We start from the raw sequence: 12,317 nt of genomic DNA on the forward strand, positions 1-12,317 counted from the left end.
CAATGGCTGCGGCCAACGATTTTCCGGCGGCCCTGCGGGCCTTTCCATCGCGAAGCAAAATCGCCGGCCTCCGCCATCCTCCGCTCCCGCTTCGGCCCGTCCGCTGTCGCTCCCGGATGCAGGCCCGGCCCGCCCGCCGTCTTGCGGCGCCATGAAGGCCGCGGCGGGCGCGGCCAACCGACAAAGGGAGCATCCCCATGGTGCATGAAGACGACGACACCTTCGAGCCCCACCACGAAGCCTCTCCGACCGACCACGCTCTGAGCGAACTGCAGCTCTACGGCTATCGCCACGACGAGAGCACGCCGGACCCGAGACCCGTGCCTGAAGATCGCACCATCGAGGGCGCCGTCTCCGACATCTTCGACGCCCTGATCGCCACGATGGCCGACACAGCGCTCGATTTCGACCTCGACGACCTGCTCTGGTCGACCGTCAACAGCTTTCACCGCGCCGTCGACCGGGTGGAACGCAAGCTCGATGACAACGAGCAGGCGCAGAAGCGCCGGCAGCGCGAACAGGACGGCTCGGAAGTCAAAGCCGTTGAGCTCGAGCGGCTGATCGAGGTCGGCAAGAACCTCATCGAACGCCGCGACAGCCTGGAAGTCTTCCGCGACAGCGCTGCCGAGCACTATCTGCGCACCACCGGCACGCCATGGTCACCGCGAACCGGATCACGGGTCAACCATCGCGCGCTGACGTCGGCCATGATCGACAGCCGCGACTTTATCACCGCCCGCAAACGCGCCGACGCACAAGTGCTCCTGCCCGATGGTCCGAAGGTCGCTCTCACCGGCGGGCTCGACTTCAACGACCACAGGCTGATCTGGGACAAACTCGACCAGGTCCATGCCAAGCACCCCGACATGGTGCTGATGCACGGCAAGTCACCGAAAGGCGCCGAAAAGATCGCCGCCCGCTGGGCCGATCACCGCAACGCGCCGCAGATCGGCTTTGCGCCGGACTGGACGAAGCATGGCCGCGCCGCACCGTTCAAGCGCAACGACCAGATGCTCGATGTCCTTCCCATCGGGGTCATGGTCTTTCCCGGCACCGGCATCCAGGAGAACCTCGCCGACAAGGCCAGGAAGCTCGGCATCCCGGTGTGGCGGTTCGCATGAACCGCTCAGTCTGGTAGCTCAGCGGAACTGAAGCCATCGTACGGGTTCACAGCTCGAATAATTGAACTCTGACCAACGATGCGCGGATGTTCGTCGAGCCGACTGCCTCCAAAGTACGCGGCGTTCTCGCCGATCATCAAACCGTACCGGCGGAGCCGCAATAGGGAGAAGCGCCAAGTTGAAGTCTCGCCCAGCGACGCGATCATGCGTCAAGTTCGATCGCAGCATCAGCGTGAACCGGCGGGTCCTGCAGCCCGAGCTGTCGCGCGATAGCCGGGATCTCTGGGTCCGCGAGAAACCCAGCGTAGTCCTTGTCGTCCCAATCGAAGATCGACCAAACCCGTTGAGCGTCGCCCGGGTCGATGTAGACGCGGGCACTCCGGCATCCGTGCTCCCTACGCTTGTCAGCACCCAAGGTTCGAAAAATCTCCAGAAACCGATCAAGTTCGGTCACTTTAGCTACCGTGACAATCATGATCGTTACTCCTTTCCATGGTGTACACCTGCTCGCAGTCGATCCGTAACGCACACAAGTCCGATAGCAGCTCCAGCATACTGCACATTGACCTCGAAGCAGCCCTTCTACGCTCGAAGGTAAACCGCGACTGTGATATACTTCTGACCGCGCCGTGGTGGTGGTGGAGGCGCGACCGTTCGAACCTCATCTTACGGAGACGCCACCATGATTATTGCAATCCTCGGATCTATCGCTGCGATTGGCGCCATCTGCTGGCTGTTGTTCACGCTTGCCACCTATGCTCTACCTGCGCTCGGCGGCGTGGCAGCCGGAATGTGGGCCTATCAGACCGGCGCGGGCCTGCCGGGCAGCGTCCTTGTCGGACTTGTCGGCGCGAGCCTTGTGCTCGGCATCGCGCAGTTCCTCATCCTGTTCGCACGGCCCATGTGGATGAAACTCGCCGTCGCGCTCGCCTTCGTCGCGCCGGCGGCGATCGCCGGCTTCCACGCCACGCACGGCATCGTCAAACATCTCATGCCGTCGGAAACCTGGCAGACCGTCTTTTCCGTGATCGGCGCGGTGGCGGTCGGTATCACCGCGTTCATGCGCGTGACCTCCATGGCCGCACCCGAACCCGCCGGGCAGAACCCCGCAAGTCTCTGAACGCCGTCGCAGGCCGAGCCGGTACGGGAAGGCCGAGATCTTCCGCCGCGCCCACATCGACGGCTGGGAAGCAGACGCGCGGTACGTACCGGACCGACGAGGTGCGGCCGAGGATCGGTGCCCACGTGCGGCATGACGCAAGCGCCCCGAACAGCATAGCCGGGGATGATCGAGGATGGCTGGGAGTCCACGTCCGCCGGCGGCGCCGGATACGATGCAGTCTGGCCTGCAGGGCAGGGGACGACTTGTGTTCCTTCGGCGGACAGGAGCTTGAGCGCACGGTATCGCCATGTTCTCCTCGAACGATCCTGACAGCCGACCGCTCCATACGGCCTCTTCAATGGGCTGATCTGGCCGAAGGCCGGCTGCGCCTCGATCGCCTTTGCCGCAATGGCGCCGGTCAACTTTCTTCCCCTGCCGGCTGCGCCGTCATTCCTCGCGAGACAAGAAAGTTCCCCGGCCGCCATCCTCCGCTGATGCTCCGGTCGCAAGCGATGCGCCGTCGATCGCCTCCGGCCTCTCCGATCGCCATCGAGGCCGCATGGTGCGGGCTCGAACTCAAGATCAAGGAGACTTAATCATGGCGACCATCGGCACCTTCAAAAAGTCCGGCAACGAATACACCGGCGAAATCGTCACCCTCAACGTGCAGGCCAAGAACGTCCGCATCGTCCCGGAGACCAACCAGACCAGCGAGAACGCTCCCAGCCACCGCGTCCTGGTCGGCCGCGCCGAGATCGGGGCAGCCTGGTCCAAGCAGTCGAACGAGGGCCGCGACTATCTCGGCCTCAAGCTCGACGATCCGAGCTTCACCGCTCCGATCTACGCCAACCTCTTCGACGACGAGGATGGCGGTTACAGCCTTATCTGGTCCCGTCCCACCCGCCGCAACGGCGAGTGAGGTCCGGCGAGGTCCCGCCCGGCAGGTCCGGGCGGGGCCCACGCCGTCGGGCAACCGAATCAGTCCACCGACTTTCCGGCTTCAACCCGCAATATAACGAGAATTCGGTAGCGAATCCCGCCAAGAACGACTAAAATAGCCGTAGTTCTGGCGTGCGCATTCGTGACTGTAGGAGGTGATCATGCATGATCACCGCCCGACAATCGCGGGCCGCGCGCGCGTTGCTGGGTTGGACGCAGGAGACGCTCGCTGACAAGGCCCGAATATCGCTGACCGCTCTCAAGCGCCTCGAATCGGAAAACGATCTGAGGGTGTACGAGAGCACAAGCGATCAGGTTCGCCGCGCCTTTGAAGCCAATGGCGTTGTTCTCCTGAACTCTGACCGAGGCGAAGGGGTGATGATCGTTCATGCTGCGGCGAGGCAGGATCAGAAAACGTCGGCCTGACAAAGAACCTGCCGATGGCGCCTGTCTTCGCCACAGTGATTTCGCGGTGCCCCTCTACAATCCAGGTGAGAGTGCGTTAACCATAGCCAGTTGCGGCTCCGCGCCGAGATACAGGAGTGCACATGGGCAAAGCCGATTTCTTGGATGAACCACCGAAGAGTGAGCATCTGACAGACTATGATCGCGCCCACGTCGTGACCTACCTGCGATTGCTCGACGCCGAGGCGGACGCTGCACATTGGCGTAAAGTCGTTCGCGTGGTCTTCGGTCTCGATCCCGATAAACAACCCGAACGCGCCATGCGGATTCACGAAACCCATCTTGCCCGTGCCCGGTGGATGACGGAGAACGGTTACCGCGACCTCCTGCGGTCCGCCTACCACTAGACGCCGGGGGGTGATGCATAGATCGCATCGCGATATGTCGGTTGCCCCGCTATCCAGAATTCAATTTTGCCGCGATCTTCCAAGGACATGCGGACCCACTGCATAGGCGCGGGGAGGAAATCGGCATGGTGGCGCAGGGGAATTGGCGAAACGCCGAGACTTATCGATACCTGAAAGACCTGAACTCGGCGGAACTCGCTTGGGAGTTCCTCCGGCGCAATTCCGACTATCAGCGGGACATCGCGGCCTCAGATCCGTTGGACGACCGAGCCGTAGCGGCGCTGAACGCGCACTGGGGGTTGCGCTTTCCCGATACCTCCGGACCTACCCGCCACGAGCGCCGACATCTTCTGGAGCCCCGCCGTCGATCCGGCCGCAGTCATTCTGGCGCCGGTAGTCGTACCAGGCTTGATCACGGCGACGATCGCCGTCGATCCGATCAGCGCCAGATCGGCTGAAGAGGGCCTCTATCTCCGCTTCGTCCTCGCCGGTGAGCGCTTCTCTGCCATTGCCCTTGACGGCAAGGCACCACGCGGCACCGTGGCAGTCACCACGCCCGTCGATCCGCTTCTCCATGATCGCGTCGATGCGCTGTTTCGCTTCCGCGATGCTCTCGTCCATCACCGGGCGACACCAGATACGCGCCTCACCGCCCAACGCAGGCGTCATCTCATCGAAATGCTTCGGGCGATCGATGGCCGGCGGGCGGGCGCCACATATCAGGACATAGCGGAGGCCGTGTTCAGCGCAGAGCGCGAAAGCGCAACTCTGTGGAAATCGATGCCGTTGCGCGACGTCGTGATGCGCCGGGCACGCACCGGATTCGACCTTGTGGCCGGCGGCTACCGTACGCTGCTCCACAAACGCCGAGCCTGATAAACGCCAGAGCCAGTACGTCTGCCCAATACGTCGAGCACTGCCATTGCTCCGGGCTGAAAGGCGCGGGCGTTGGGTCGCGTCTCAGTTCGAATCTCGGCTTCCCACCCTCCTAGGGCCTTTACCTCAGCTTTTCTCCATCAGGAGGTTGGCGTCACGCGCAAGTTTCCAGCGGCCGTCGGCTTCCCTACGGAACAGTGTCAGGGTGCAGCCGGTGCGCCGTACCGGCTCGCCGGTCGGCGGCGTAATATTTAAGTCGATCCGATTGCGCGTGAACGCCCAGCTTCCCAGGATCTGAATTTCGACAATATCGTTGGTCCCGTCGATCTGCGGTCGGGCCGCGCTGGGCTGGCTGGCGGCTGCCTCAAAACCTTCTCGGCCAAACGGCTCCTGGCCAGGAACCATGAAAACCACGTCTTCGGTCATGAGTGAGAGCACTGTGGCCGTATCACCGGACTGGCTCGCCTGCATCCAGGTAGCAACGACTTGCCGGATCGCTCGTTCGTCTTCTGTCATCTCGGCCTCCATCTAAGCCACCACCACGGGGTGAACAGTTGTGAGATGCCCAGAGTCTACCCCGCCAAGCGGAACTTCTAACTGAGACGCTACGGGTGCCGATACCCCTCTGACTCGATGAACCTCGACGCTCGGACGGGTGCGAACTTTTTCGGAGATCTTCGCACTCCCTCGCGCCGTTCCTTCTCCGCCACCGTGGTCGCCATTCGCCGCTGAACCGCAGCGGTCACCGGCTACCCCACGGAGGCCTTATCCATGCGAACCGATCAAGCCGCACTGCCACCGCGCTTCCTGCGCACGAAGGAAGCCGCTGAATTCCTCAGCCTGTCCGCACGCACCTTGGAGAAACACCGCACCTACGGAACGGGTCCAGCATACCGAAAACTCGGCGGCCGCGTCGTCTATTCGGTCGATGACCTCGAAGCCTGGGCAGCGCGCGGCGCCGTAACGTCCACCTCGGACCCACGCGGGCGTGTGTTGCCCGCGAAGCCCCAGACGCTCCCTGACAGTCCGCAACCTGGCCGCCACGCACGCTGAGCGCGAGCAGGTTCGTGAATGACGGCGCGACGCCGATCCCTGTCGGAGCGTGGACAGCTCGATCTGTTTCGGGCGCTTCCAGGCGACTTCGCGCCACGAGATGCGCAGGATCTCATGGCCTATCCCTTCTTCTCCCTGTCCAAATCCCATCGCATCGCGCCGATCGATTTCTCCGCCGGCGGCGTCTCGATCCGCGTCGAGGCCGTGCCGGACCACGGCATGGCGACCATCTGGGATGCGGATATCCTGATCTGGGCTGCAAGCCAGATCGTCGAGGCGCGCGATGCGGGATTTGGCACGTCGCGCCTGATGGCAGCAACGCCCTATGAAATCCTGACCTTCGTCGGCCGCGGCACGTCGATGCGCGACTACCAGCGCCTCAAGGCTGCCCTCGACCGTCTCCAGTCCACCACCGTTTCCACTTCGATCCGGCAGCCAAGCGAAGGCCGGCGTCACCGGTTCTCTTGGATCAACGAATGGCAGGAGCGCACCGACCACCAAGGCCGGCCGGACGGCATCGAGTTGATCGTGCCGGACTGGTTCTATCGCGCCGTGCTCGACGACGGGCTCGTTCTGACCATCGACCGCGCCTATTTCGGCCTGACCGGCGGGCTCGATCGCTGGCTCTATCGCCTGGTGCGCAAGCATGGTGGTCGCCAGCGCAGGGGCTGGCGCTTCGATTTCCGCCATCTTCATCAGAAATCCGGCAGCCTGTCGCCCTACAAGCGCTTCGCTTTCGAGCTGCGCCATATCGTCCGCCGCCAGCCGCTGCCTGGCTACACGCTCTTTCTCGAAGTCGAGGCGGGCGGCCGCACGCTGCTCGCCTTCGAGCCGGTCCCGGCCTGTGGGAACCCTGTGGACGGCGTCGTGCTATCGGGAACCCGCACTATCGTGCCATCAGGAACTCGAGGCTCGTGCTATCCGGAACCCAAATCAGACCTAAGGTCTGGAGCGGAAAGGCAGAATCGCGCCCGTAACTTAGAGTCTAACAAAGAATCTAACTCTGTAGAGGGCGAGCGCGATGTGGAAAACATCGTTCAAGACGCTGCGCCAGGTGCCTCGAAAGGGCGTGGCGCCAACGCTTCCGCGACGTCCTCAGGAACACCGACGCTGCCTCTCGCCGATAGCTCGGGAGGCAAGCAATGATCGTCGCCCTACTCAACCAGAAGGGCGGCACCGGCAAAACGACGCTCGCCCTGCATCTCGCCGGCGAATGGGCACGGCGCGGGAATCGCGTCACGCTGATCGACGCCGATCCACAAGGTTCGGCCCTCGACTGGTCCGAGCAGCGTGCCCGTGAACACCTTCCGCGCCGCTTCGGCGTCGTCGGCCTGGCACGCGATACGCTCCATCGCGAGGCTCCCGAGCTCGCACGCAACACCGATCATGTCGTCATCGACGGCCCGCCGCGCGTCGCCGGGTTGATGCGCTCGGCCTTGCTCGCCGCCGATCTCGTTCTCATTCCCGTGCAGCCGTCGCCGCTTGATGGCTGGGCGTCGGCCGAGATGTTGGCGCTCGTCAACGAGGCACGCGTCTATCGGCCCGAACTCGTCGGCCGTTTCGTCCTCAATCGATGCGCGGCGCGCACCGTACTCGCACGCGAAACGGCCGAGGCGCTGGCCGATCACGATCCGCCGGTTCTCTCCGCCACCGTCGGGCAGCGCATCGCCTTCGCGGTGGCCGCGCAGACCGGCCGCCTGGTCTCCGAAATCGACAATGCCGCGGCGGCCGCGCGCGAGATCACCGCCCTGGCCGATGAGATCGCCCGCATCGTCGCCGGAAAGCCCTCGCCATGAGCGATCGTCCGAGCCGCCGCGCATTCGCCGCCAGACCCGCCGATCCCGAGCAGTGGATCAAATCCGCTAATGCCGCCTCTCGCGACGGCAGGCCAGCCGGCTACACCGCGCGATTGACCATCGACATCACGCCCGAGTTGCGCGGCCGCATCAAGATCGCCGCGTTCCAGCGCGGCATCACCGTTGCCGACATGCTGCGCGACCTGCTCGCCCGTGAATTCCCGACAGACGAAGGAGACCCCTCATGACCGGCACCGCGGCCCCCCGCGTTGGCGGCGGCCCGATGCCGTCTGCCCACAATTCCGATGCGCTCACCCATGTCGAACTGACCTGGATCGAGAAACGGATCGAATACTGGATTCGCTTCGGGCGCGAGGCCGGCGAGCGGATCATCGACCGCCGCCGGCGCGTCGTCTCCTTCCGTCCCGGCGCCGTCTTCGCCTTCGTGCGATGGGCGGCCAACGACTATGGCACCGTCATCTCGCGCATCGACATCGTGCGTGCCGTCGCACCAGGCGCTGCCTATCAGACGCTGCCTTTCGTGCGCCCCGGCGGCGAAATCCTGCTCAAGATCGAAGGCTGGCCCAAGGTCGAAAAAGTGCTCCAGCACATCGACGCGGTGGAAGCCGCCGGCGTCGATCCCTGCGACGCCGCACCCGATCACTGGCGTCATGTGGCGCACCGGATGAGCGCCGGCCAGGAGCCGCGTCCCTACACGCTAGCCCGCCATCAGGCCTGGCTCAAGCGGCGGGAGATCGAGCAATGACCCGCTTCGGCTATGTCATGCTGACGTATTTCGCCGCCATAGGTGTCGCCGCGGCCGCCGTCGTTCCGACATCGACCAGGCTCGTCTGGAACGTGTCGGCCAGCGCACCCATCGGGCTATATCGGATCGATCCGGCCGAACGCCTCGAAGTTCCCGATCTGGTTGCGGTGATGCCACCCGACCCGCTCGAGGGCTTCATGGTCGAGCGCGGCTATATCGGCCGCGACGTGCCCATCCTGAAGCGCGTCCTCGGCCTGCCGGGGCAGCGTATATGCCGGATCGGCCGCACCATCACGGTCGACGGGATCGCGATGGGCAAGGCGCTCGACCACGATCGGCTCGACCGCCCGTTGCCTGTCTGGAGCGGCTGCCGCGTCGTTGCCGACGACGAACTCTTCCTCATGAACTGGCAAGTCCCCGACAGTCTGGACGGCCGCTATTTCGGCCCGCTTCCGGCCACGACCGTCATCGGCCGGGCCATCCCTCTCTACACCGACGAGGACGGCAACGGCCGCTTCGTCTGGCGCGCGCGGACGCGGTGACGACGCGCGCCTTTCCGCAAACCCACCGCAACCAAAGAGGAGTTCACAATGCCCCAGATCGGTCAGTTCACCCGCACGCCAACCGGCTATGCCGGACGTATCCGCTCGCTCTCGTTCGACTGCGAACTCACCTTCGTCACCGCCGATAATGCCGACAGCGAGAATGCGCCCGCCTATCGGGTTCATCTCGGCGACGAGACCGGCCCCGAGGTCGGTGCCGGCTGGAAACATACCGGCGAACGGGCCGGCACCTATATCTCCGTCGTCCTCGACGACCCTGCCTTTCCGTTTCCGGTCCGCGCCCGACTGTTCCAGTCGGACGAGGATGGACGCGACTGGGGCTTGCACTGGACTCGCCCGAAGAAACGCGACGAGCAGGACTGATCCATGCCCGTCGCCCACTTCCCTTCTGCACTGCGGCGGTGCGGCCATCGCGGCCGCATTGCCCTCCTTCTCCTTTCCGGCCTGTCTCTCGGCCTGATCGAGAGCGGCGGCGTATATGCTCAGCCGGTGCCCACCATGCAGCAGGAGGCCGATCATCCCTTTGACGCACCTGTTGCGGAGGCGGCGCAACGCTTCGGCATTCCCGAACGCTGGATCGTCGCCGTCATGCGCGCCGAGAGCGCGGGTAATACGCACGCCATCTCACACGCTGGTGCGCAGGGGTTGATGCAGGTCATGCCGGCGACCTGGGATCACCTGCGCGCTCGATATCGCCTCGGATCCGATCCCTTCGATCCGCGCGACAACATCCTTGCGGGCGCGGCATATCTGCGCGAAATGTACGACCGCTATGGCACAATCCCGGCGATGCTGGCGGCCTACAATGCGGGACCTGATCGCTATGACGAACACCTTGCCACAGGTCGGCCGCTGCCCGCCGAAACCCGCGCGTATGTCAATCAGCTTGCGCCAGCGCTGGGTGTCGCAACGCAGTCGGTGAACGCCCCGGCCGGACCGCCGCCGCCACCGGACTGGCGCGAAGCACCGCTGTTCGTTCCGCGCTCGAACGACCGTCGTATGGCCGCAGACCGCACTACCGAGAAGCCATCGGCGCGCAACTCCGCTTCCGTGCCGGTGCAACATCACGCCGAGGACTCTTCCGATCCGAAGACGATGTTCGTCGTACAGAACGCGCCGAGGGACGCCCCATGACGTGTACCAGCTCATTTTGCATGATAGCGGGCTCTGGCGTGTCATGGCGGGCGAGTGTGGGAGCGGCAGCCGCCACAACCGACCGATGGCAGGATAAAAGGGCGCACATTGCGCGCCGGTCGGTCGGTTGTTTTTGTAGGTTTTTCTGGCGCGTTTCGCACATTGCCCATCTCCGCCGCAATGTGCGCCCAGCGTTCAACATTCTAGATTTGTTGGGTTTTCCGCACATTGCGGAGCGATGCCATGGTCGATGACCGCGAGTTCCGCATCCGACCTGGCCGCATCCGCTCGACGCGAGCCCAGGCGGCGCGGCCCTTCATCGCCCAGGCGCTGGCGGCCGCGAAGAAGGCGGGCGGCGGTGTCTCGCGATCCGGGCGCGTCACGTCCGGCAGCCGCTCGCGCTTCGGCCATGGCCAGCGCGCCAGCATCCAGGCCAATCGCCACATCACGGCGCGCTCGCGCGGCGCTCTCGTCAAGGCGCGCGTCGTGCGGCACTCCGCCCGCGCCGCGCCGCTCGGCACGCATCTCGATTATCTGCGCCGCGATGGCGTCACCCGGGACGGAGAGAAGGCGCGGCTGTTTGGGCCGGGAGAGGACGAGGCGGATGGCCGCGCCTTCGCCGAGCGCTGCGAGGACGACCGGCATCATTTCCGCTTCATCGTCTCGCCCGACGATGCGCTGGAAATGTCCGACCTGCGATCCTTCACCAGTGATCTGGTTGGACAGATGGAGAAGGATCTCGGCACCGAGCTCGACTGGGTGGCCGTCGATCACTGGAACACCGAACACCCGCATGTCCATCTAATCGTGCGCGGCTTGCGCGACGATGGCGAAGACCTCGTGATTTCGCGGGACTACATCAAGGAAGGGATGCGCGACCGGGCGCGCGATCTCATCACCCAGGAGCTTGGCCTTCGCACCGACCTCGATATCCGCCGGACACTCGAAAGCCAGATCGAAACTGAGCGCTGGACGCAACTAGACCGCCAACTCGTGCGCGATGGCCGGCGCAGCGGCGTTATCGACCTTGCTCCACAGGCGGGCGAGCGGCCGGACGAGTTCCATGCTCCGAAGGTCGGGCGCCTGCGCAAGTTGGAGACGCTTGGCCTGGCCGAGCAGGTCGGCCCCGGTCAGTGGGTGATCGGCGACAAGGCCGAGGCGACGCTGCGAGAGCTCGGCGAGCGCCGCGACATCATCAAGCGCATGCACCGCGCGCTGACCGAGCGCGGCATCGAGCGCGGATCGGCGGACTATGTGCTGGTGGCCGAAAGCCTCGACGCGCCCATCGTCGGCCGCCTGGTCGAGCGTGGGCTCGATGACGAGATGAAAGGCACCGCCTACGCCGTGGTCGACGGCGTCGATGGACGGAGTCACCACATCAAGCTCGCCGATCTCAACGCCGCCGGCGACAGCGCGCCGGGCTCCATCGTCGAGCTGCGTGCCTATGACGATTCCCGCGGCCAGCGCCGCGTGGCGCTCGCGGTACGCTCGGATCTCGATATCGAACGGCAGGTGACCGCGTCAGGCGCGACCTGGCTCGACCGGCATAACATCGCGCGCGAGCCTGCCGCACTCTCCGAAAACGGGTTCGGCGCGGAGGTTCGCGGCGCCCTCGACAGGCGGGTCGATCACCTCATCGGGGAAGGCTTCGCCGAGCGGCAGGGCCGTCGGATCGTCTTCAGCCGCAACCTCATCGACACGCTTCGCAGGCGCGAGGTTGAGGAACTGGGAGAGAAAATGGCGGCTCAGTCCGGGCAGTCCTTCCAGCGCGCAGCCACCGGCGAACATGTCGCCGGCACGTATCGCCAGCGCCTGTCGCTCGCCTCCGGACGCTTCGCGATGATTGATGACGGCCTCGGCTTCCAGCTCGTGCCCTGGACGCCCTCGATGGAGAAGCATCTCGGCCGCCACATCTCGGGAGTCGCGCGCGGCGACGGTGGCATCGATTGGAGCTTTGGCCGCAAGCGGGGGCTGGGCAGGTGAGCACGGGGTCAGTGAAGGCTTGCTGTGTCCGGTATCGCCGACATCCCGCCAATAGGCGGCAATCCTGCGAACGGGCGTGCGCGACGCACTGCGCCCATGGATGCAGTGCCGTTCCCTTCGACCCGATGCGCCGTTGTTTATCCGCGAGCCGCCATTCCTGCGACCTGAGAGG

18 protein-coding genes are annotated in these 12,317 nt (G+C 64.8%); 16 read left to right on the forward strand and 2 right to left on the reverse strand.

The window, feature by feature from the left end; all coding sequences use genetic code 11:
• Nucleotides 1–197: 197 nt before the first annotated feature.
• On the forward strand, nt 198–1,121 hold the full coding sequence (locus DLJ53_RS08360; protein ID WP_111344248.1) for a DUF2493 domain-containing protein: 924 nt from the start codon (nt 198–200) through the stop codon (nt 1,119–1,121).
• Between the two features lie 202 nt (nt 1,122–1,323).
• On the opposite strand, the gene DLJ53_RS08365 is transcribed toward DLJ53_RS08360, so the two are convergent.
• Nucleotides 1,324–1,596, reverse strand: a complete 273-nt coding sequence (locus tag DLJ53_RS08365; protein WP_111344250.1) for an antibiotic biosynthesis monooxygenase — start codon at nt 1,594–1,596, stop codon at nt 1,324–1,326.
• A 207-nt stretch (nt 1,597–1,803) separates the two neighbouring features.
• Here DLJ53_RS08365 and DLJ53_RS08370 point away from each other — a divergent pair, with 207 nt between their 5' ends.
• The 6 genes from DLJ53_RS08370 (at nt 1,804) to DLJ53_RS35740 (ending at nt 4,850) form a co-directional block, all read left to right on the forward strand.
• Nucleotides 1,804–2,241: a hypothetical protein gene (locus DLJ53_RS08370; RefSeq protein ID WP_111344252.1), complete on the forward strand. Its 438-nt coding sequence runs from the start codon at nt 1,804–1,806 to the stop codon at nt 2,239–2,241.
• Nucleotides 2,242–2,821: 580 nt separating this feature from the next.
• A complete protein-coding gene (locus DLJ53_RS08375; protein WP_111344254.1) occupies nt 2,822–3,142 on the forward strand; it encodes a DUF736 domain-containing protein in 321 nt (106 codons plus the stop codon).
• A gap of 185 nt (nt 3,143–3,327) precedes the next feature.
• The gene (locus DLJ53_RS08380) at nt 3,328–3,588 is read left to right on the forward strand and encodes a helix-turn-helix domain-containing protein (RefSeq protein ID WP_111344256.1); all 261 of its coding nucleotides are present in this window, start codon (nt 3,328–3,330) and stop codon (nt 3,586–3,588) included.
• Between the two features lie 122 nt (nt 3,589–3,710).
• The gene (locus tag DLJ53_RS08385; protein WP_111344258.1) at nt 3,711–3,974 is read left to right on the forward strand and encodes a DNA -binding domain-containing protein; all 264 of its coding nucleotides are present in this window, start codon (nt 3,711–3,713) and stop codon (nt 3,972–3,974) included.
• 125 nt (nt 3,975–4,099) lie between these two features.
• The gene (locus DLJ53_RS36645) at nt 4,100–4,432 is read left to right on the forward strand and encodes a transcriptional regulator domain-containing protein (protein WP_425320961.1); all 333 of its coding nucleotides are present in this window, start codon (nt 4,100–4,102) and stop codon (nt 4,430–4,432) included.
• Nucleotides 4,383–4,850 carry a DUF2285 domain-containing protein gene (locus tag DLJ53_RS35740; RefSeq protein ID WP_244935043.1) on the forward strand — a complete coding sequence of 156 codons (468 nt, stop codon included), beginning with the start codon at nt 4,383–4,385 and terminating at the stop codon, nt 4,848–4,850. Before DLJ53_RS36645 ends, DLJ53_RS35740 begins: the two co-directional genes overlap by 50 nt.
• Nucleotides 4,851–4,976: 126 nt before the next feature.
• Here the strand turns inward: DLJ53_RS35740 and DLJ53_RS08395 are convergent, their stop codons facing one another.
• Nucleotides 4,977–5,366 carry a YybH family protein gene (locus DLJ53_RS08395; RefSeq protein ID WP_111344262.1) on the reverse strand — a complete coding sequence of 130 codons (390 nt, stop codon included), beginning with the start codon at nt 5,364–5,366 and terminating at the stop codon, nt 4,977–4,979.
• 255 nt (nt 5,367–5,621) lie between these two features.
• Here DLJ53_RS08395 and DLJ53_RS08400 point away from each other — a divergent pair, with 255 nt between their 5' ends.
• The 9 genes from DLJ53_RS08400 (at nt 5,622) to DLJ53_RS08440 (ending at nt 12,145) form a co-directional block, all read left to right on the forward strand.
• The gene (locus DLJ53_RS08400; RefSeq protein ID WP_111344264.1) at nt 5,622–5,903 is read left to right on the forward strand and encodes a helix-turn-helix transcriptional regulator; all 282 of its coding nucleotides are present in this window, start codon (nt 5,622–5,624) and stop codon (nt 5,901–5,903) included.
• A gap of 18 nt (nt 5,904–5,921) precedes the next feature.
• The gene (locus DLJ53_RS08405; RefSeq protein ID WP_111344266.1) at nt 5,922–7,049 is read left to right on the forward strand and encodes a replication initiator protein A; all 1,128 of its coding nucleotides are present in this window, start codon (nt 5,922–5,924) and stop codon (nt 7,047–7,049) included.
• Nucleotides 7,046–7,699, forward strand: coding sequence for a ParA family partition ATPase (parA, locus tag DLJ53_RS08410; RefSeq protein WP_111344268.1), 654 nt, complete (start codon nt 7,046–7,048; stop codon nt 7,697–7,699). The genes DLJ53_RS08405 and parA overlap by 4 nt, the downstream gene beginning before the upstream one ends.
• Nucleotides 7,696–7,947: a ribbon-helix-helix protein gene (locus DLJ53_RS08415; protein WP_111344270.1), complete on the forward strand. Its 252-nt coding sequence runs from the start codon at nt 7,696–7,698 to the stop codon at nt 7,945–7,947. The genes parA and DLJ53_RS08415 overlap by 4 nt, the downstream gene beginning before the upstream one ends.
• The gene (locus tag DLJ53_RS08420) at nt 7,944–8,465 is read left to right on the forward strand and encodes a DUF2840 domain-containing protein (protein WP_111344272.1); all 522 of its coding nucleotides are present in this window, start codon (nt 7,944–7,946) and stop codon (nt 8,463–8,465) included. The genes DLJ53_RS08415 and DLJ53_RS08420 overlap by 4 nt, the downstream gene beginning before the upstream one ends.
• Nucleotides 8,462–9,007: a S26 family signal peptidase gene (locus DLJ53_RS08425; protein ID WP_111344274.1), complete on the forward strand. Its 546-nt coding sequence runs from the start codon at nt 8,462–8,464 to the stop codon at nt 9,005–9,007. The genes DLJ53_RS08420 and DLJ53_RS08425 overlap by 4 nt, the downstream gene beginning before the upstream one ends.
• A 48-nt stretch (nt 9,008–9,055) precedes the next feature.
• Nucleotides 9,056–9,391 carry a DUF736 domain-containing protein gene (locus DLJ53_RS08430; protein ID WP_111344276.1) on the forward strand — a complete coding sequence of 112 codons (336 nt, stop codon included), beginning with the start codon at nt 9,056–9,058 and terminating at the stop codon, nt 9,389–9,391.
• A gap of 3 nt (nt 9,392–9,394) precedes the next feature.
• Nucleotides 9,395–10,162 (forward strand): lytic transglycosylase domain-containing protein, encoded by a 768-nt coding sequence (locus DLJ53_RS08435; RefSeq protein WP_111344278.1) that lies wholly within the window; start codon nt 9,395–9,397, stop codon nt 10,160–10,162.
• A 243-nt stretch (nt 10,163–10,405) separates the two neighbouring features.
• The gene (locus DLJ53_RS08440; protein ID WP_111344280.1) at nt 10,406–12,145 is read left to right on the forward strand and encodes a relaxase/mobilization nuclease domain-containing protein; all 1,740 of its coding nucleotides are present in this window, start codon (nt 10,406–10,408) and stop codon (nt 12,143–12,145) included.
• The last annotated feature ends 172 nt before the right edge of the window (nt 12,146–12,317 follow it).

Origin of the sequence: Acuticoccus sediminis (genome assembly GCF_003258595.1) — a bacterium.
GTDB lineage: Bacteria > Pseudomonadota > Alphaproteobacteria > Rhizobiales > Amorphaceae > Acuticoccus > Acuticoccus sediminis.